Origin of the sequence: Lactobacillus laiwuensis, from assembly GCF_019972835.1 — a bacterium.
Classification (GTDB): Bacteria; Bacillota; Bacilli; order Lactobacillales; family Lactobacillaceae; genus Lactobacillus; species Lactobacillus laiwuensis.
The window spans coordinates 12,472-32,178 of sequence record NZ_BPPB01000009.1; the positions used below are offsets into that span (position 1 = coordinate 12,472).

Consider the following 19,707-nt stretch of genomic DNA (forward strand, 5'->3'; position numbering starts at 1 on the left):
TAATATTATATGATATATAATATTTTAATTTAGATTTAAGAAATTAGCAAGTACTGAACCTAAATTTTCCATAAATAATACAAAAAATAAGACCCCCGAAATTGTCTTAATCTCGGGGGTCACATCAGCTGCGTCCTACTTTTATTTAATGATTATATCTCCATCCCTTAAGGTTGCTATTAACGAGTCACTTTGCATACTTTGACTGTTAAAACTATTGCCAATACTGGAATTACGATAAATAAATGTCGCCACCGTTTACTTTAAGCTGCACACTGATGTCATGGGCAAGTTGACCTAACTTCAAATCGCCATTCGTACTCTTAACAATATTTTGATCGGTTAGCTGGCTTTTCCTGATCAGAACATCTCCATCCTGTGCTTGTAAACTGATGTTAGCATGGCATTGGTTAATTTCTATATCGCCATCATCTGTTTGGGTAATTATTTGCTTAAGGATGCTGCGTTTAAAACTGCCGTCTCCGTTTTGAACTTTACTGGATAACTGAGCAATTTTTGACTGAGTAACAAAGCAATCAGCGTTCTGGCCGGCAAAAATAAATTCATCTGAAACTCTGACATTATTGATGTATATGTCACCATTATGAAGGTTAAGTATGATGTTTTTAAGTTTTAGATTTTGCAACATGATATCACCATTGTGACTTTGTCCGCTAATTTTAGATAAAGAATCTAATTTAGGAACAGTAATTTCCACGCGACTGACAGCGGTGAGCCTGTTGAACATGATTACACTGTTTTTTTGCTCGATAGGAGTCTCTTTAACAACCAACGTTTGCTTGACTAAATTAGTTTCTATGGGTCTGCTGCTGTAATCTGCTACTGTTATTTGAAACTGACTACCTTGATGAATAATTACATCTGTAGTCTTAACTGCCAATTTTACTTGATTGAAGTTTTCAAGGGTAATGGTACGCTTTCTGCGGGGATATCTTTTGACACGCAAGCCGTTAAAATAATTATCACTGGCATGGGGGTCATTAGCAGAGGCAGTAACTGCTGTTAAAAATTTAACGTAGTCTTGCTTAATTTCTTTTGCCAGGTCATCTGGAGTGCCTAGTTCTTTAACTATTTCTTCTTTTGTTTGAAAATCACCGTCCAGCAGAAAATCACGGTAGAAGTCAAGTGTATATTTTTGTTCTGAAGTAGATAAAGACGTCAAATTCAGAGCCAATTTGGAGATGAAATTTTCGATTAGTGGAGTCATCCTGTTTCTCCTGTCACTATAAAATATCTTTTTTCTTTTTATTATACGCTATAATTTATGAAAAAAATATTAAAATTGTTTATAACAACTATTTAGGCCACAGAAACCGGCCGATAATCTGATCTACTTTGTAATTATCATGCAACTTGCTGTGTTGTCCACCTGCACCTTTAATTTCAATTTCATGGTAATTCACTTTGCCACGCAACAAATATCGTAAAGATTGAGCTGAAACGCAACTGACGTCATCATCAGAATTAGTACCATTTTCTTTATTGCCAAAAATATTTAATACTGATACGTTATTTGGAAAGTTATGACGATGCGCTAAGAAATATTGGTAGGATTGGGTCATGTATTTTGGCTTGCCATTTTTAAGCAGATAATTATAATTGGGCTTCTCATCTAAACCAATAATACCATCAAATGGCGCTCCAAGATTAACCTGCTTTTTTAATCGAGGCAAATCACGTTCCTGTCCGTATTTTAGTTGGTAAGACAGAGTCATGATATTTCCCATAGAATGAGCTACGGTATTATATTGTTTAATATGGTATTTTTGCTTTAAACATAATATCAGGTTGTGAAACCACTCACGCGTTGTGTAATAGTTGCTGTTTTTGTTATCTTGCAAAATTACTTGAATAAGTGGTCTTTTAGTTTTGCGGGGCCAATTTCCCTGTAATTCAACCTTACCAGCCGGAGAAATTTTAGCTGTTAAAACCTTGTGTGCACCATTATATCGTTCGGCATATGCAATCATTCCTGCACTCGAGCGAGCACCAGCACCATAGCCATGCAAATAAATGGTAGGCGTAGCTTTAAAATAAGCTTTTTTCGTATTGCCAGAATTAACTTCTTCCGTAGCCGTATGCGAACTTTTTTGTTCATAAGTGTGAAACAGGAAAATTGTAACTAAGAGTAAGCCTAAAATGCTGCATACTCCTATTAACCATTTTTTCTTCATTAATATTGCCTACTTTGATAATTTAATGTATTAATTATATCTTATGTGCATTATTTTAATATTAAAAATATAAAAGCTTAATAATATAATTTAAATAGTAGCGTTAATTCTTTAGTTACCGGTATTGAAAGGAAAAATATTCAATGACACCAATTTTTATTTTAATTAGAGGAAATTCTGGTAGTGGCAAAACTGTCTTAGCCAATTGCTTGCAAAATCATTTTGGCTACCAAAGATGTTTGCTTTTGCATGAAGATTTATTGCGCCTTGATATTTTGCATGTTAAGGAAAAAAAGACGGCGCCAACTGCCAGTCTGATAGAATTAATGATTGAATGGGGCAAACAATACTACCCTATAATTATATTGGAAGGGATACTGCCCAAAAGGATTTATGGCACAACTTTAACTAAAATAATTCATGAATTTGGTTCAGGAGCATTTGTTTATTACTTAGATGTTCCTTTCGCGCAAACCGCAAAACATAATGAAAAAAAGGAAAGTCCTTTTCCGCTTGAGACTCTCAAGAAATGGTGGCTTGAACAAGATACACTTGGCGAAAAAGAGCGCAAGCTGACAAGTGCCACTGTTAAAGAACTGGCAGAACAGATTTTGACGGATATTGCAGATTATGAAAACAAAAAAGGAGACTAGAAAGTCTCCTTAAAATCAAGCTATTTTAAAAGGAATAAAAAAAGCACCGACTACTTGCAGTGCTATTTTTATTATGGTGGGTGGCCAGGGGCTCGAACCCTGGACCCACGGATTAAGAGTCCGTTGCTCTGCCAACTGAGCTAGCCACCCGTCACCATTTCTGTTGACAATTAATTATGATAACAATTAATTCGGCTTTTGACAAGGCTTTTGGATAAAAAAGTATGAAGAATTCTACTTAATATCTGCCTGGCACGAAAGTTGTAGTTGAGAGGTTGTAAACTGGCAGTTTAATTTGCTATTTTCATGAAGTTTTGCAAAAGTAAGCCAAAAATAAAGCAAGCACATAAAATATTGTTGAATAAGTGTTTTTGCTAAAAAAGTGTTAAATTATTCAGCAGATACAAAAGTAAATCAACACGAATTGACAAATAAAAATGATCTGATATTATATAAAGGTTTAATATTTTTTGAAAACAAAAAAGGTAGCAACCAAGTGATTACTACCTTTAATTATCAATGGGTGGCCAGGGGTTCGAACCCTGGACCCACGGATTAAGAGTCCGTTGCTCTGCCAGCTGAGCTAGCCACCCATAAGCGTTATTACAAATAACCAACGGAGACTATTATGCTATTATTTTCACTGAAATGCAAGTTTTTTTATTAAATTTTGGTGACTTTTTTGGCTAATAAACTAAAAACCAGTATAATGATCACAAAAGGGGGCTTTTCGATGTCAAAGAGAATTCTCGTTGTTGATGATGAAAAACCAATTTCTGATATTATTAAATTTAATTTGACAAAAGAGGGTTTTGATGTCGACACTGCGTATGATGGCGAAGAGGCTATCAAGAAAGTTGACGAATATAATCCTGACTTAATGATTTTAGACTTGATGCTACCCAAAAAAGACGGTTTGGATGTAGCACGTGAAGTAAGACAAACTCATGATATGCCTATCATCATGGTGACAGCAAAAGACACTGAAATTGATAAAGTTTTAGGTCTGGAAATGGGCGCAGACGATTATGTGACTAAGCCTTTTTCTAACCGTGAATTAGTAGCGCGGGTGAAGGCTAATTTGCGTCGGCGCAATATCGTCAAAAAAGATGAAAGTGCTAGTGATGGCAGTTCCACGAAAAATATTATCATCGGCAATCTAGTTATTATGCCAGACGCTTATATTGTTGAAAAAGAAGGCAAAAAGATTGAGCTGACTCACCGTGAATTTGAGTTGCTCTATTATTTAGCACAGCATATGGATCAGGTAATGACCAGGGAGCATCTGTTACAGACTGTTTGGGGCTATGACTACTTTGGTGATGTCCGGACAGTCGATGTTACTGTACACCGTTTGCGTGAAAAAATTGAAGATAATCCAATCCAGCCGCAGATTTTAGTAACTCGGCGTGGTGTTGGCTATTACGTAAAACAGCCTAATGAAGACTAATAAAGAAAGCCCCGCAATGTTTAGCAACCGCGGCTTTCTTTTTATTTAATTTTGTAAAATTATGAAAAAAATCAAGAATAAGTTTAAACATTTAACTATTTCTATTAATACTACTTTAGCCATTGTATTTATGGCCATGATCATTGCCACAATTGAGGTTATTGGTGCTTATTTTACCCGCCAATTAGAGCAAAACAGTATTGAAAATTTTCAATCTTCAATTCAGGTTTTGCCCATTGTATCAAACCAATTGTCAACACAATTATTGAAAGACAATAAGCATACTGACAGTAATTTAAACAGGATTGTTAATGATTATAGCAATGGTATTGGCACAATTAGTGAAATTATTGTTGTAGACAATAAGGATATCATTCGTGCGGTTTCAAATTTAAATGATAAAAACCGGATTGGTCAGCGAGTCAATAATACGCTGGTAAAGCAGGTAACTTCCACTGGCAGGCAGGCAACTAAAGTAGTTAATAATCACGGCGATTATATGGTGCAGGTTACCCCTTTGAATGCTGGCAACGGTTCCGCTAATACTGTTGGTGCGATTTATGTGCGCGCGTCGATGCAGGGAGTTTTCAATGACTTGCGTAATATTTCACTGATGTTCTTAGTTACTTCTTTAATTGCGGCGGTAATGGGTGCCATTTTATCACTAGTTGTTTCCCATGCGATTACTAAACCGATTGAGGAAATGCAAAAGCAGGCTCTTAGTATTGCTGACGGTGACTATTCAAGCCAAGTAAAGATCTATTCAAATGATGAGTTGGGTCAATTGGGGCAGGCTTTTAACACATTATCTGTTAGAATTGAACGTTCTCAAGAAGAATCTGAAAGTGAGCAGCGCAGACTGGACAGCGTCTTGTCCCATATGAGTGATGGCGTTCTTGCTACTGACAGGCACGGCAATGTTAACGTTGTTAACCAAATGGCGCTCAACTTTTTAAACCAAACAGAAGATGGAATTATTAATAAGCCGATTGCTGAAGTCCTAGGTCTGGAAGAATCTTCACAGGATCTGATTGGCAGCCAAAAGGGAATTGTGATTACAATCGGTCAGGGAACACGCGACGAAGTCATTTTACATGCCAGCTTTTCTCTTATTAAAAGGGTGACAGGTTTTGTTTCCGGTAGTGTTTGTGTTTTGCACGATATTACTGAACAACAGAAAAATGAAAATTCACAAAAGCAGTTTGTCTCTAATGTCTCTCATGAGTTGCGTACCCCGCTTACTAGTCTGCACGCGTACATTGAAACTTTAAATGAAGGGGCCTGGAAAGATCCCAATGTTGCTCCTAAATTTTTACAGGTAACGCAAGAAGAAACCGAGCGCATGATCCGAATGATTAGTGAACTTCTCAGCTTGTCGCGCATGGACAGAGGAGTTTCTAAAGTTGATGTGGAATGGGTTAACTTTAATGACTTTGTAGCTCATATCCTTGATCGCTTTGACATGATTGTCAAAACGGATAAAAAAGAAAACAAAAAATATACTATTAAGCGTGAATTGGGCACACAGGCATTGTGGGTAGAAATTGATACTGATAAGTTTGCGCAAGTAATTGATAATATCATGAATAATGCAATTAAGTATTCGCCTAATGGTGGGACAATCACAGTTAAACTTCATTCTGAACAAAAGCGGATTGTTCTCAGTATTGCTGATCAAGGTTTAGGCATTCCACGTGAAGATCTGACTAAAATATTTGATCGCTTTTACCGTGTTGACAAAGCTCGTTCAAGGGCTCAAGGCGGCACCGGTCTGGGTCTTGCGATTGCTAAAGAGATTGTGGAGGAACATCACGGTCATATTTGGGCCAATAGTAGTGAAGGCAATGGCTCTATTTTTTATATTGCACTACCTTATGAACCAATGAGCGAAGGGGATGATTGGGATGAAGTCTAAATTTAAGCTCGGCGATGCGCTGCTTTTACTGGGAACAGTGGCTGTTTTCGTTCTCTCGATTGTTCTCTGGATTTTTATCATGACTAATGACCAGTATTTTAATCATATTAATCAAACAAACAGAGTAACTGAACAAACAAAGAACAGGCGTGACCGCATTGCTTCCAACCTGTATATTCCTACTAATTCTTATGGCTTTAGAAATGGTCAATTATATCGTTTATATGATGCTAAAAAGAATTTGCCACTGGAATTTGTCAAAGAAGTGAAAGGAGTGAGATACCGTAGTATTAATAAAATCAGCACGGGGAAAAAGCAGTATGAAAAAATGCTGCATGATGAAAATTGTATTCAGCTAAGCTTTCCTAAAGAGGTTAGCATCAACTTGTTTACTAGGAAAAGCGTTAAAAAAGATGATGTACAATTTCGACGTGTCTTTGTGACAGACAGCAATAATTATCTTTACCTTGGAAATGATAAGACTTATACAGTTTACCGGGTTCATTTAATTAAAGGCAATTTTTCTAAACTACGCAATTATGCCAGCAGAGCTCAAGGCAGAGTTCCAGTAGAATTTGTACGTCTAAAAAATTGTTATGAGGTATTCTTTACTAAGCAAGACCATTGGAAAATATATAGCTATCTTACTAATACCCAAACTGATTCGTATTTTGTCTCTCGGCTCCTAGGTACTACTAACGTGACAACTCGCTCTAATAAAAAAGGCTGGACTACGTACTCGCTAAATTACTATACCAATTTGCGCGTTCCTAAGGCTAAAACTGAACGACATGATTTTCACTATACCCGTTATGAGAAACGTAAAGACATATCACTTAATGAGCAGCTTTTAGAGAGCGTAGATTTTGTTCATAAATTAGGTTTAAGCGAGCAGGATTTGCGTTACTTTGATACTATAAATGATTCTATAAGCTACATTAACTATATTGAAGGCATACCAGTCTTTTGGGATAAAAATAACCCACAAGTTGCAACCACTTTCACTGAAGATGCTGTAAAAGTTGATTTTAATAATACAGATTTGCAAATTCCAATACCTTTTGATGGGCAAACGAAAACTTTGCCGACAAGTACAGCAGTGATGCAAAGATTAGTAAATGCCGGTATGAGAAAAAATGAAATTCAACGTATAATAGTAGCCTTTAAGGTTGAAAAGGACAAATCACACGACCACTTGGTTAACCTGGTACCAGGATATTATGTCAAAGCATATGATGAGTGGAAGAGTTTAGCCGAATGGGAGAAAGTAGATTTTCTTGCCCTGAATAAATATAGGCAGACATTAACGGAAGAAGGGAAATAAGATGGACCGTAAAAGAATAGAATGGTTGTTTTTCATTATTTTCTTGTTAATCGATATTTATTTAGGAATTGAAATTTGGCGTTCGCCTATTAGTTTAAGCAATACTTCCGGTTCTACTGCAACGAGCATTCGTGCTGAGATGCGTGCGGATGGTATTGATGTGCCACTGCATATTTCACATAAACAACAGTCCGGTTATTATTTAGCCGTTAAAAATCGTGATTATCTTTCTGGTAAAAGCAGTGGCCTTACACAAGTTACTACACATTATTCCAAAAGTGACAATTCTTTAACTGGTACACCAAAGTCCATGATTTTGCTCAGTGGCAATCGTAAAAATAATATGCAGCAGCTGGAGGATTTTAAAAATGATCCTAAAAATGTTCCTTATGGTAAAACATTTAAGTTTGAACCCAGCATGTCTGGTGACAATACCTATTGTTATGTACAGAATACTGATTATGGTCGTATTTATGACAGTGACGCGCAGTTAACAATTAATGTGCGCAATAATCAAATTACTAACTATACTATTTATTATATGGGTCCTATTAAAGCAGTTCGAGAACCACAGTTAATTATCAGTGCGTGGCATGCAGTTAAAGCCATGTATACTGATAGGGAAATTGCCAACAATTCACGGGTAATGCGGGTTATTTTAGGCTATTCTAAATTGACAGATGTTCGCGGCAGCACAATTTTATTGCCTACATGGTTAATTCAAGTTGAAAATAAAACTACTAAGAATATCACTGTTAAAAGAGTTAATGCATTTACAGCACAAATCTTGCAGGGCAGCTCATATAATGTTAATGTACAGAAAAACTAGGAAGGGATAATGCGGTGCAGGTTTCTGTTTTAGCCAGCGGTTCGACTGGTAACACCAGCTTAATTGAAACTGGTCAGCATAAAATTTTAATGGATGCAGGTTTATCAGGTAAAAAAATCAAGACTTTATTGAGTGAAGTTGGCGTTGACATTAAAGACATTGACATGGTCTTTTTAAGCCATGACCATTCAGATCACAGCAAAGGACTAGGAGTTTTAATGCGGCGTTACCCTCAAATTGCGGCTTTTGCCAACAGTGGTACTTGGGAATATTTAACTGAAACACAAAAAATTGGGCAAATACCGGTTGAACAAATTAATATTATTGAGCCAGGGCAAACCAAGACTTTTGGCGATTTGGATGTGACAGCATTTGCGACCAGTCACGATGCGGCCCAGCCGCAATATTACGTTTTTACCAGTGGCGGTAAGCGCATCGCTTTTTTGACAGATACCGGCTATGTCTCTCGTAAAGTAAAAAGCGTGATCGAGGATGCGGATGCCTATCTCATGGAATTTAATTATGACGACATGATGTTGCGTAATGGCCCGTATTCCTGGGGCTTAAAGCAACGCATTCTGTCAGATGTCGGACACTTATCAAATGATGATGCCGGTCAGGCACTACTGGATGTAGTGACAAGTAAAACTGAACACATTTTTTTAGCACACAGAAGCCAGCATAATAATACGGCAAAATTGGCTTATAATGCTGCTAAAAAAATAATGGTTGATGGGGATGCTGATTTGCCGAGTGATGTTAAAATTATTTTGACTGATCCTGCTCAACCAACTAATTTAGTACAAATTTAATTTAGTACAAATTTAAAGAAACTTTTTATCTTTTTTCAAGATTTGTTAGTATAGTAAAAAGATGTGTAAAGGAGATTAAATGATGAATAATCAAAACTCTGGTCATCAGCAGCATGGTTTTATGAAAACTGCTATTGTTGGTGTTGTTGCCGGATTAATCGGTGGTGGTGCTTCATATGTGGCCTTGGATCAAATTAATAACGCTAATATGAATAATAATGCTGAAACTAGTATTAGTTCAAATAGTGCCAAGACTTCCAGAAATAGTGCCAAAACCAGCGGCACAATGACGCCGGCTTATAATGATGTCAAAGGTGCTGTGGTTTCAGTTATTAATATGAAACGGCAATCAAGTAGCAGCAACTCGATTTTCGATATTTTTGGCGATGACGATAATGACAATAAAGGCAAGGGGAAATTGCAGACCTATAGCGAGGGCTCAGGCGTAATCTACCGGAGATCTGGTAATAAAGGTTATATTGTAACTAATAATCACGTTGTTTCTGGTAGTGATAAAGTGCAAGTCATGCTGTCCAATGGCAAAACAGTTAACGCACGTATTGTAGGTACGGATGCTACAACGGACTTGGCTGTTCTTTCTATTGATAGCGGCTATGTAACTCAAACAGCTGAATTTGGTGATTCTAAGAGTTTACAGGCTGGTCAAACGGTAATTGCAGTTGGTTCGCCACTTGGCAGCGAATACGCTTCTACAGTTACTCAAGGAATAGTTTCGGCTCCGGCACGAAGTATCACTACTTCTTCTGCTAATCAGCAGACAGTTATTCAAACGGATGCCGCTATTAACCCGGGTAATTCGGGTGGTGCCCTAGTCAATTCTGCAGGTCAAGTCATTGGCATCAACTCAATGAAGCTTTCGCAGTCAAGTGATGGCACATCAGTTGAGGGCATGGGTTTTGCTATCCCGTCCAATGAAGTAGTAACTATAGTTAATCAATTGGTTAAAAAAGGCAAGATTGTCCGTCCGCAACTAGGTGTTAAAGTGATTGCTTTGCAAGGCATACCTTCTAGCAACAGAAAGCAACTTAACATTAAGTCTAATCTGAAAAACGGTATTTACATTGCTTCGGTTTCTAAGCATAGTGCTGCGTCTGCGGCCGGAATTAAGACTGGTGATGTAATTATCAAAGTTGACAACAAATCTGTATCAGATGTTGCTTCGTTACACAGCATTTTGTATAATCACAAAGTCGGAGATACCATTAATTTGACGATTAATCGTAACGGCAAAGAGATTAATTTACGCGTAAAATTACAATCTGATTAAGCAAATAATATTCTAGAATTAAGTGATAAAAAGGCTATACTATGCGATTTTAAACATAAGTATAGCCTTTTTCTTAACATTAACGTTGGGAAACATATAAAAGTTCGTTAATTATTATTGTCAAGCAAAAAACATAGCTAAAAATCTTGTTGACAATTGTGGATAACTTTGTGGATTGTGCATAAAATGCGCAAAAACGGTTGGGATAAATTGTGGACAACCTGTGAATTGTGTGTAAATAATAGTGAAAATTAATTAGTACAAACAGTAGTTCAAGGCTTAACAGCAGTATTTTAGGCCCAAAAGTTTGTGAAAAGCAACTATGAAAAATCTGTATGTGGGTAAATCAAGGATGATAAATACCAAAAAATTTTCAAAACACAATTTGTTCGCTTACTAAAGGTCAAAACCACAAAATGTAGTTTTTAACTTTACACAGTTGTGGAAAAAGTAAGTGGAAACTTTGGGAATTGGGGGATAAAATAGCTATTATGAATATTAAAATTGTTTGTGTAGGCAAGTTAAAAGAAAAATATTTTAAAGACGCAATCGCTGAATATCAAAAAAGGCTGAGCCGTTTTGCCAAGGTAGAAGTAACTGAAGTGCCCGATGAGAAGGCACCGGAAAAGTTCAGTCAAGCAGAACAAAAAAGCGTCAAGGAAACAGAAGGAAAAAGAATCCTGAGTAAAATCAAGGATAAAGAATATGTTTTTGTGACTGCAATAAAGGGTAAGCAGAGAAGCAGTGAAGAATTCGCTCGCAAGCTAAAGGATCTGGCCACCTACGGACATTCGGATTTAACTTTTGTAATTGGAGGCAGTTTGGGCACCAGCCCGGAAGTAAACAAACGGGCCGATGATCTGCTAAGTTTTGGCGAACTGACTTTGCCACACCAGTTGATGCGGGTCGTTTTAATTGAACAAATCTATCGGGCATTTATGATTAATAGTGGTAGCCCGTATCATAAGTAGACCAAATGGCATTTTAAAAAATGCATAGGATTGATTTTTAAAATTATATTTAGGGTGGAATTTTAGTATGAAAAAAATTGGAATCCGTGAAGTTGCTGAGGAAGCCCATGTTTCCACAGCTACAGTTTCGCGAGTTTTAAATAATAGGGGCTATATTAGCAAAGAAACTCGTGATAAAGTCCAGGTAGCTATGAAAAAATTAGAGTATTATCCCAACGATTTGGCTCGTGCGCTTTACCAAAAAAGAACATATACAGTCGGTGTTATTTTCCCGTCAAATGTCCATCCTTTCCAGGCTGAATTAATACAGGACATAGAATATTTATTGTCCCAAAAAGGGTACAAGATGTTTCTTTGTAACAGTCTAAATAATCCCCAAAAAGAAATTGATTATTTGACAATGCTCCGTAAAAATCAAGTAGACGGCATTATTGTTGGCACGCATAATAAGTATGTGTCCGGCTATCAAAATTCAAAGTTGCCCATAGTTGCAATTGATCGTGATTTGGGTGAAAATACTACAACTGTTGCCTGTGATAATTATGCTGGTGGCAAAATGGCGGTGCAATTGTTAATTGACCGTGGTTGCCAGCAAATACTGGATATTAGGGGTGATAGTTCTGTCAAATTGCCGGCTAACGATCGCTCAACTGCTTACTTAGACTTAATGAAAAAGAATAATTTGCCTGAAAATGTTCTGGAAGTCCCATTTGTGTGGAGTGCTGCTAAAAAGAAAGAGACTATTGAAAATTATTTGCAGAATCATCCCCAAATTGATGGCATTTTTGCGGGAGATGACTTATTAGCTTCATTAGCTATTTTTTATCTAGAGATGCATGGTAAAAGAGTACCAGAAGATGTCAAAGTTATCGGCTTTGATGGGGCAAAGCAAACTTTGTTATATAATCCCAGATTAACAACAATCAGACAACCAATTGGTCAAATAGCACAAGTAGCAACGGAAAAATTAATAAATAAAATTAACGGCAAAAAAGAAACAGATCGCCTTAATCTTCCTGTAAGCCTTTATATAGGGCATACAGTCTAATAATTACCAGTTTTTTTAACTGGCTTTTTTTAATTTTACATATGTAACCGGTTGACATATGTAACGGGTTGCAGTATATTCAATAGTAAATGTAAGTGCTAACAAGGAGGAAACGATGGATTCAAAGTCAACTAATAATCAACAAATTTATTATCAACCTAAAGACGTTTGGGTAGGAGATATTATGCCTTACGCTCAGGATGGTAAGTTTTATATTTACCATCAACGAGATAAACGAGTTCATGGACCTATTACTGATCCTTTTGGCTGGTCGCTAGCAACCACTACAGACTTTGTGCACTACCAAGATTATGGAGAAGTATTAAAGCGGGGCAGCGCTCAAGACTGGGACCAATTTGTTTATGCTGGGTCTGTTTTTAAAACTAAAGACACCATTCATGCCTTTTATACAGGTTTTAATAAGGAATTTTTAAAAGAAGGAAAGACATCGCAAATCTTATTGCACGCCACCAGTAAGGACTTTATTCACTGGACGAAATCAAAGAATGCTTTAAAGCTCGAACCACAGCCTGGTTATGATAACCGTAATTGGCGTGATCCATCGGTCATTTGGGATGATACCAAAAAGGAATACCTGCTGATTTTAGGAGCGCGCAAAGGTCAAGATAAGCATCGGTTGACTGGAAGACTTGTCAAATACACTTCAAAAGATCTAGAGAACTGGCAATTTGAGGGTGACTTCTGGGCTCCGAATTTATATACCATGTTTGAAATGCCTCAGCTTTTTAAAATGGGTGATTGGTGGTATCTGATTTATTCAGAATATAGCGTCAAAAACAAGGTTTTTTACAGGATGAGTAAAAGCCTGAATGGTCCGTGGCTCAAACCTAAAGATGAAGCCTTTGACGGTCGAGCTTATTATGCTGCCAGAACAGCTTTTGATGGCAAGCGCCGAGTACTCTTTGGCTGGGTTCCCACTAAAGTTGGTCTGAATGATATGAACAATTATGAATGGGGCGGTACTTTTGTGCCACAAGAAATTTACCAGCGAGCAGATAATACGCTGGGTGTACGTCCTGTTGCAGAAATTTGTGCAGCCTTTGCAAATAAAAGAGAGATTCCACCGCAGCAATTGCAAACTACAGACACTCTTGAAGAAAAAGAACTTATTAAGGATACGGGGGAACACTTCTATTTCCATACTAAAATCAGTTTTAGCAAATCTGTTAGTGATTTTTCTATTCGACTTTACCGAAATCCTGCAACAGATGAATCTTATGAATTTAGATTTAATTTAGATGAGAACTGCTTAACTTTGGATAAAAATCCTTGTTACAGGTGGTACCAAATAATGAACAAGGGACTTAACAGACCAATCAATTTAAAGGCTGGTAAAGAATATGATCTAAAAGTAATTGTGGATGATAATATCCTAACGATTTACCTAGATGGTACTGCGTTAAATGCCCGCGTTTACCATAAGTTTGGTCATACTTTAAGTGTGACCGTGACTAACGGAACTCTTCAACTTGATCAAATTGAATTTTCCAATGATTATCGTAAATGATAAAAGAGGAACAAAATAAATGGCAGATTATAATAAAATTGCACAAGAAGTTTTAAAAAATGTTGGTGGTGCAGATAATGTTGTTAGTGCCACTCATTGTGTTACCAGATTAAGGCTTGTCTTAAAAGATGCTAATAAGGCCGACCAAGATGCACTTAATAACATTGAGGGCACTAAAGGAGTAATTTACAACAGCGGGCAACTGCAAATAGTATTTGGTCCAGGAGCAGTAGAACAAGCTTATGATGCTTTTGTTAAAATCTCTGGGACTAAAGAAGTATCAGTTGACCAAATTAAAGATGAAGGTATCAAAAACAAAAATAAATTTCAGCAAGCCTTTAAAGTTTTTGGTGATATCTTTATTCCTATAATTCCAGCTTTTATTGGTGCTGCTATGATCTTAGGCTTAAGATCACTGCTTGCTACTCCGGGCATGTTTGGTATGACCAAGTCACTGGCTCAGCAGAGTGTGTATGTGGGCGATTTTTGTAAATTTTTAAATGTTATCGCCACTACATTTAAAATCTTGCCCGTATTAGTAATGTATTCAGCCACTAAGCGCTTTGGTGGTAATCCAATTTTGGGGATATTAGTCGGCTTTGTCATGATTTCACCTGATTTGGCTGATAGAAATGCTTTTGTGCTGGGACAAGTTCATCCAGCGTATTGGAATTTATTTGGTCTAAAAATAGCTGCTGTGGGTTTCCAAGGTGGTGTCTTTGCGGCAATTTTAACTGCGTGGTTTCAGGCCAAGGTTGAAAAAATAGCTACTAAATATATACCTCAAGTTGTTTCGTATATACTCGTGCCTGCTGTTACTTTGCTGGCGGCCAATTTATCACTATTTCTAATTTTTGGACCTCTTGGTCTCTGGATTGGGAATATTTTGGGCGGCATCATTAATTTCCTTTATATGAAAATGAGCGCTTTTGGTGCCTTTGTCTTTGCTGCAGGATTGCAACCTTTAGTGGTAACTGGAACGCATCAAGCTATCCAGGGAATTGAAGCTAATTTAATTGTGCAGACAGGATTTGATTATATTCAACCTATTTGGTCAGTTTCCATTATTGCCCAAGGCGGTGGCTGTATTGGGATGTACTTGATTTTAAAGCAAAAATCCAAAGATCGTGATATTGCTATTTCAAGTTTTATTCCTACGTTAGTCGGAATTACTGAACCCGCTATCTTTGCTGTTAATCTTAAATACAGTATTGTACCTTTCGTATGTTCGTTTCTGGGAGCCGGATTTGGTGGAGTTTACATGAAGCTGCTAAATGTTAAAGGTTTAGCGCAGGGTCTTACTGTACTTCCCGGTTTAACGGTTGCCAGACCAATTGGACCGTATGTTATTGGTAACCTAATTGCATTTATTTTGCCAATTATTTTTATTCTGGTTTGGAATAAATTTAGGCCGATATTACCGGAAAACAAGAGAAGAGTGGACCACAAAGAAAGCAAAATACTAGTTGCTACCGATGATAATTCCGTCTTAGCACCTGTTGATGGTGAGTATTTACCTCTTGAAAAAGTTAATGATGAAACTTTTTCCAAAAAATTAGTTGGAGATGGTTTTGCTATTCAGCCGACTACCGGCGACATTTTTGCGCCCGTTAATGGAAAAGTGGTATCTGTTTTCCCGACCAAGCATGCAATTACCTTAAAGAGTGAAAATGGTGTACAAATATTATTGCATATGGGGATTGATACTGTTGATTTAGGTGGCAAAGGTTTCACAATTTTAGTAAAAGATGGTCAAGAAATTGCAGCAGGCGATCCATTGGCTAAGATGGATTTAAAAGCTATTCAATCAGCTGGTAAACAAACTACAGTCATGGTATTATTCCCTGAATATAAAAATGGCTTTACCACCAAGAACAAGGATACAGAAGTAAATCACGGCAATTTAATTTTGCAATTAAACAAGTAAGTGAACTGAAATTTATAAATATAAGGAAGAAACAAAAATGCGGGTTCCAGCAAAAATTACCAACGAGCGATATCGCCTTAATTATCACGTCTCAACACCCTCTGGATGGATGAATGATCCTAATGGCTTTTCGTATTATCAAGGCTACTACCATATTTTTTACCAGTATTATCCCTATTCAGCTGAAAGAGGACCAATTCATTGGGGACATTATCGTAGTCAAGACCTGATTCACTGGGAAGAACTGCCAATTGCGTTGACACCAGACAGCCCTGAAGATGACAATGGCTGTTATTCTGGCAGTGCGATTGCAAAAGATGGTCGTTTATATCTGATCTATACTGGCAATCATTATTATGATGTGAATGATCATAGTCGTTTTTGCCAAACGCAAAATGTTGCATATAGTGATGATGGTATTCATTTTACAAAATACAGTGGTAATCCAGTAATTGCCTTACCACCGGCTGATAACTCACAGCACTTTCGTGATCCGAAAGTATGGCAACATGGAGATTCATATTATATTATTGTTGGCAGTCAAGATAAGGCAGGATTAGGTCGTGCAATTACTTATAAGTCAACTGATTTATTGCACTGGGAATATTTAGGACCAATTGCAGTTTCTCAGGAAAGAGATAATGAAGGATATACCTGGGAGTGTCCGGATCTTTTTTCACTAAATGGGCAAGATGTTCTCTTATGTTCACCACAGGGGATTGCAGCAAAGGGTAAAAAATATCTCAATCTTTACCAAACGGGATATTTTATCGGCAAGATGGATTATCACCAAAATCAGTTTGAACACGGAGTGTTTCAAGAACTTGATCATGGCCACGACTTTTACGCAGCGCAAACCATGTTAACACCTGATAATCGGCGCATTGTCTTTGGCTGGCTTGATATGTGGCACGCTGACTTTCCGGAACAGGCTGATGGTTGGTGTGGTGCTTTAACCTTGCCCAGAGAATTAACTTTAAAGAATAATCAGCTGTACATGAAGCCAATTGAAGAATTAAACCAGCTGCGGCAAGAAAAAGTAATTGATGAAAAGTTGATGACTTCGTTAAAGCAGATGAATGTTTCCGATCCGCAACATCTAGAATTGCTTTTGATAGCTGAAGCAGAAAATTGGTCTGGCAGTGAGATTAATTTTGTACTCAAAAATGAGCAGGAAAATTTGGTAACACTAAGTTGGAACAAAAGGAATAACGAAGTAGTTTTAACTCGAGCTGATAAGCCGGCAGATGATTCTCGACGTTATGGCAGATTAAGACCAAAGCCAAATTTGAAAATTCAGGTATTTATTGATACCAGTTCTATTGAGTTTTTCTTAAATGACGGTGAGCTGGTATTTTCAGAACGGTATTACACTTCTGAAAAACCGCAGATTTTCGTCAATGCAGATCAGTCAGTCAAAATAAATGTCACAGGCTATACTATGGCAAAATAAATTAGGCTAAAGAAAAAGTGGACACGCAGGTCCACTTTTTTATTTTAAAGTGAATAATGCCAGGTTAACTAAAAACAGGATAACAATCGACTTAAGCCAATCGCTTTTTTGAACTGGAACAGGTACAATAACTGACCGCTGGGCGCTCTCACGGTAGCCGTGAGATGCCATGCCCTGTGCTAAATTTTCTGCCGAATTAAGCGCAACCAGAATAGCTTTAAAATATAAAACAGGTGACCAAAAGCTCAAGTAAACGCCCCTCATCATGCCAGCAGTGCGTATTTGTTTAACTGCTTCCTTCATTCTGGGAACGATATTAAGAGCTGCTAAAACTCCATAGGCAAACTTACTGGGTAAATGAAAATTCTGCTCAAAAGAACGTGCTAATTCCGTGGCAGTAGTTCCTATTGATACACAGTAGATAGTCAGCGTGTAAACGTAAATACGACTCGATAAACTCAGTGCATTTTGCAAATTAGGCTGAGGTGCAAACCAGTATAAAGTAGCAAAAACCGTAAATGCAGCAATTAAGGGCATTAATAAAGTTAAAAGCAGGTTCTTTACTTTGATATGTTTGTAGATTAGATAAATTATGGTAAAAAAGATGATTAAAAGATTGGTTAACAAGCTTGATTTAAGAGATATTTCTATAGAAATAATCAGTGCTAGAAAAAATTTAAAACTGGGATTCATGATCACACCTCATTTATTCACATAGGTTAAATGCTGGTCTTTAAAGATGAGGTGATAGTCACACCAATCTGCCAGATTCCTTAGTTCATGACTAATAATTAAAAGCGTTTGACTACGTGCTTTCTGACTTTCTTTTAATAAAGCCATCACCTTGTTAGCGGAGTCCGCATCTAACCCATTAAGGGGCTCATCAATTAGCAATACATCCTGATCGGAGATCAACATTAGTAAAATTTGCAGTTTCTTTTGTTGCCCGCCAGATAATGAATAAACCACATGATCGAGCAGTGAATCAAGCTTAAGGGTGGCTAAAGCCTCGTTTATTCTGTCATCAGTGAAATATTTATTGGTTCGTTGCTTTTTGCTTAAATTGATTTCATCCTCAACAGAAACGTTGATAAACTGATCGGTCGCATTTTGAAAAATTTGCCCCACTTTAAGGAGATACTTGCGAGCTGATAATTTACTGATTTCCTGCTTGTGATAAGTTAGACTGCCTGAATATAGGATCATTTTGGTCAGTGCGTTAAAAAGTGACGTTTTGCCAACCCCGTTTGCTCCAGTAATAAGAGTGGTTTTACCAGAAAAAATGTTTAGGTGTTCCTGCCGTAAAAGCAAACGATTTTGTGTAATCTCTGTATTTTTGAGTTTAAAACAAATTTCTTTGTCATCGTTAGGGATGGCAAAAGTATAAGAAACGGATTCCGTATTTTTTTGCAGCAGTTTTTCTTTTTCACTAGCAGAAAGTTGTAACAAATCTTTACCTTGAAATTGAAACAGGTTATCACAATGTCCTTCATAGTCAGTTAATACATGATCACTTAAGATAATTGTTTTCCCTTGATCGCGCAGGTGAGCTAATTTAGCAATTAAGAATTTGCGAGCGGCTGGATCACAGCTGGCAAAGGGTTCATCAAGCAAAAAAAGATCGACATTCATCGCAACAAGTACAGCTAAAGCAACTCTTTGCTGCTCGCCGCCAGACATTGTATTAATTTTTTGATCAAGCAAATAATCAATTTGTGTAAACTGAACAGCTTCATTCAAGCGCTTTGTATACTGCGATTTATTAAGACAAAGATTTTCAAGTGCAAAAATAATTTCTTCTCGCGGTGTTGTCATCGTAAACTGTTCACTGGCATTTTGAAACATCATAGCAGATCTTAATCCGCCTAAATTAACGCTACCGCTTAATTGGCCCGCAAACTCAGGATATAGATTTGCTAAAATTTTTAATAAAGTAGATTTGCCACAGCCGGTTGGACCAACTAATAGTGAAAGTTCTCCAGTAGGAATAGTGAGATTAATATTTGTTAAAATTTTGTTTTGCTTATCGTATGAAAAATTCAGGTTATTTAATTTAATCAATTTAGTTACCAAAAAAATCGTCAGGACAATGCCTGACGATGTAAAATCTTTCGTTTTCCCTTCGCTGGCATTATCCATAGCAGGTTCGACGGGTCTGTTCTCAGCCTTTGCGGCACCCCGATGTTAAATTCATTATACATAAAAGAAAAATAGATGTCTACATTTACTAGTATTCTCTCCTTAATTTAAATAACAAAATTCTATTAGTAAGATGAAAATTTGCTATATAATAAATCTATATATTCTAAAATTT

15 protein-coding genes, 2 tRNA genes, 2 pseudogenes and 1 riboswitch are annotated in these 19,707 nt (G+C 37.0%); of the genes and pseudogenes, 13 read left to right on the plus strand and 6 right to left on the minus strand.

Translation table 11 applies throughout. The features are described 5' to 3' along the window. Window positions 1-232: 232 nt before the first annotated feature. Both LDM92_RS07800 and LDM92_RS07805 read right to left on the minus strand, forming a co-directional pair. Window positions 233-1,228: a DUF4097 family beta strand repeat-containing protein gene (locus LDM92_RS07800; protein WP_223902742.1), complete on the minus strand. Its 996-nt coding sequence runs from the start codon at window positions 1,226-1,228 to the stop codon at window positions 233-235. Between the two features lie 88 nt (window positions 1,229-1,316). Continuing rightward, window positions 1,317-2,195, minus strand: coding sequence for an alpha/beta hydrolase (locus LDM92_RS07805; protein WP_223902743.1), 879 nt, complete (start codon window positions 2,193-2,195; stop codon window positions 1,317-1,319). A 143-nt stretch (window positions 2,196-2,338) separates the two neighbouring features. Between LDM92_RS07805 and LDM92_RS07810 the strand changes: the two genes are divergently transcribed. Continuing rightward, window positions 2,339-2,848, plus strand: a complete 510-nt coding sequence (locus LDM92_RS07810; protein WP_223902744.1) for a zeta toxin family protein — start codon at window positions 2,339-2,341, stop codon at window positions 2,846-2,848. 74 nt (window positions 2,849-2,922) lie between these two features. Here the strand turns inward: LDM92_RS07810 and LDM92_RS07815 are convergent. Then, a tRNA-Lys gene (locus LDM92_RS07815) sits at window positions 2,923-2,998 on the minus strand. A gap of 370 nt (window positions 2,999-3,368) precedes the next feature. Beyond that, window positions 3,369-3,441: transfer RNA gene (locus LDM92_RS07820), tRNA-Lys, on the minus strand. A 140-nt stretch (window positions 3,442-3,581) separates the two neighbouring features. Here LDM92_RS07820 and yycF point away from each other — a divergent pair. The 12 genes and pseudogenes from yycF (at window position 3,582) to LDM92_RS07875 (ending at window position 17,393) form a co-directional block, all read left to right on the plus strand. Then, complete coding sequence (gene yycF / locus LDM92_RS07825) at window positions 3,582-4,298, plus strand: response regulator YycF (RefSeq protein ID WP_223902745.1); 717 nt, start codon at window positions 3,582-3,584, stop codon at window positions 4,296-4,298. Window positions 4,299-4,359: 61 nt separating this feature from the next. Continuing rightward, window positions 4,360-6,213, plus strand: coding sequence for a cell wall metabolism sensor histidine kinase WalK (gene walK / locus LDM92_RS07830; RefSeq protein ID WP_223902746.1), 1,854 nt, complete (start codon window positions 4,360-4,362; stop codon window positions 6,211-6,213). After that, on the plus strand, window positions 6,203-7,537 hold the full coding sequence (locus LDM92_RS07835) for a hypothetical protein (protein WP_373868657.1): 1,335 nt from the start codon (window positions 6,203-6,205) through the stop codon (window positions 7,535-7,537). Before walK ends, LDM92_RS07835 begins: the two co-directional genes overlap by 11 nt. A gap of 1 nt (window position 7,538) precedes the next feature. Beyond that, window positions 7,539-8,366: a two-component system regulatory protein YycI gene (locus LDM92_RS07840; protein ID WP_223902748.1), complete on the plus strand. Its 828-nt coding sequence runs from the start codon at window positions 7,539-7,541 to the stop codon at window positions 8,364-8,366. A 14-nt stretch (window positions 8,367-8,380) separates the two neighbouring features. Further along, entirely contained in the window at window positions 8,381-9,178 is a 798-nt protein-coding gene (locus LDM92_RS07845) for an MBL fold metallo-hydrolase (protein ID WP_223902749.1), read from the plus strand. Window positions 9,179-9,257: 79 nt separating this feature from the next. Then, the gene (locus LDM92_RS07850) at window positions 9,258-10,466 is read left to right on the plus strand and encodes a S1C family serine protease (protein WP_223902750.1); all 1,209 of its coding nucleotides are present in this window, start codon (window positions 9,258-9,260) and stop codon (window positions 10,464-10,466) included. 491 nt (window positions 10,467-10,957) lie between these two features. Next, window positions 10,958-11,437 carry a 23S rRNA (pseudouridine(1915)-N(3))-methyltransferase RlmH gene (gene rlmH, locus LDM92_RS07855; RefSeq protein WP_223902751.1) on the plus strand — a complete coding sequence of 160 codons (480 nt, stop codon included), beginning with the start codon at window positions 10,958-10,960 and terminating at the stop codon, window positions 11,435-11,437. A 67-nt stretch (window positions 11,438-11,504) separates the two neighbouring features. Continuing rightward, window positions 11,505-12,485: a LacI family DNA-binding transcriptional regulator gene (locus tag LDM92_RS07860; protein WP_223902752.1), complete on the plus strand. Its 981-nt coding sequence runs from the start codon at window positions 11,505-11,507 to the stop codon at window positions 12,483-12,485. 115 nt (window positions 12,486-12,600) lie between these two features. After that, window positions 12,601-14,013 (plus strand): family 43 glycosylhydrolase, encoded by a 1,413-nt coding sequence (locus LDM92_RS07865; protein WP_223902753.1) that lies wholly within the window; start codon window positions 12,601-12,603, stop codon window positions 14,011-14,013. 19 nt (window positions 14,014-14,032) lie between these two features. Continuing rightward, window positions 14,033-15,451: pseudogene (locus LDM92_RS07870) on the plus strand (PTS transporter subunit EIIC); the annotation flags it as partial. A gap of 57 nt (window positions 15,452-15,508) precedes the next feature. Then, window positions 15,509-15,940, plus strand: a pseudogene (locus LDM92_RS09865) (PTS sugar transporter subunit IIA); the annotation flags it as partial. 37 nt (window positions 15,941-15,977) lie between these two features. Next, window positions 15,978-17,393 (plus strand): glycoside hydrolase family 32 protein, encoded by a 1,416-nt coding sequence (locus LDM92_RS07875; RefSeq protein WP_223902755.1) that lies wholly within the window; start codon window positions 15,978-15,980, stop codon window positions 17,391-17,393. A gap of 39 nt (window positions 17,394-17,432) precedes the next feature. Here the strand turns inward: LDM92_RS07875 and LDM92_RS07880 are convergent, their stop codons facing one another. Together LDM92_RS07880 and LDM92_RS07885 are read right to left on the minus strand one after the other, a co-directional pair. Beyond that, window positions 17,433-18,086, minus strand: a complete 654-nt coding sequence (locus LDM92_RS07880) for an energy-coupling factor transporter transmembrane component T family protein (protein WP_223902756.1) — start codon at window positions 18,084-18,086, stop codon at window positions 17,433-17,435. Between the two features lie 9 nt (window positions 18,087-18,095). After that, entirely contained in the window at window positions 18,096-19,532 is a 1,437-nt protein-coding gene (locus LDM92_RS07885; RefSeq protein ID WP_223902757.1) for an ATP-binding cassette domain-containing protein, read from the minus strand. Beyond that, window positions 19,494-19,584, minus strand: a riboswitch (TPP riboswitch). Its footprint overlaps the gene before it by 39 nt. Window positions 19,585-19,707: the final 123 nt, after the last annotated feature.

Coding starts and splice junctions, on each gene's coding strand:
- LDM92_RS07800 (WP_223902742.1), bottom strand. CDS start 1,228: ATGACTCCACTAATCGAAAATTTCATCTCCAAATTGGCTCTGAATTTG.
- LDM92_RS07850 (WP_223902750.1), top strand. CDS start 9,258: ATGATGAATAATCAAAACTCTGGTCATCAGCAGCATGGTTTTATGAAA.
- LDM92_RS07840 (WP_223902748.1), top strand. CDS start 7,539: ATGGACCGTAAAAGAATAGAATGGTTGTTTTTCATTATTTTCTTGTTA.
- LDM92_RS07875 (WP_223902755.1), top strand. CDS start 15,978: ATGCGGGTTCCAGCAAAAATTACCAACGAGCGATATCGCCTTAATTAT.
- LDM92_RS07865 (WP_223902753.1), top strand. CDS start 12,601: ATGGATTCAAAGTCAACTAATAATCAACAAATTTATTATCAACCTAAA.
- yycF (WP_223902745.1), top strand. CDS start 3,582: ATGTCAAAGAGAATTCTCGTTGTTGATGATGAAAAACCAATTTCTGAT.
- LDM92_RS07805 (WP_223902743.1), bottom strand. CDS start 2,195: ATGAAGAAAAAATGGTTAATAGGAGTATGCAGCATTTTAGGCTTACTC.
- LDM92_RS07835 (WP_373868657.1), top strand. CDS start 6,203: ATGAAGTCTAAATTTAAGCTCGGCGATGCGCTGCTTTTACTGGGAACA.
- LDM92_RS07885 (WP_223902757.1), bottom strand. CDS start 19,532: ATGGATAATGCCAGCGAAGGGAAAACGAAAGATTTTACATCGTCAGGC.
- rlmH (WP_223902751.1), top strand. CDS start 10,958: ATGAATATTAAAATTGTTTGTGTAGGCAAGTTAAAAGAAAAATATTTT.
- LDM92_RS07810 (WP_223902744.1), top strand. CDS start 2,339: ATGACACCAATTTTTATTTTAATTAGAGGAAATTCTGGTAGTGGCAAA.
- LDM92_RS07860 (WP_223902752.1), top strand. CDS start 11,505: ATGAAAAAAATTGGAATCCGTGAAGTTGCTGAGGAAGCCCATGTTTCC.
- walK (WP_223902746.1), top strand. CDS start 4,360: ATGAAAAAAATCAAGAATAAGTTTAAACATTTAACTATTTCTATTAAT.
- LDM92_RS07880 (WP_223902756.1), bottom strand. CDS start 18,086: ATGAATCCCAGTTTTAAATTTTTTCTAGCACTGATTATTTCTATAGAA.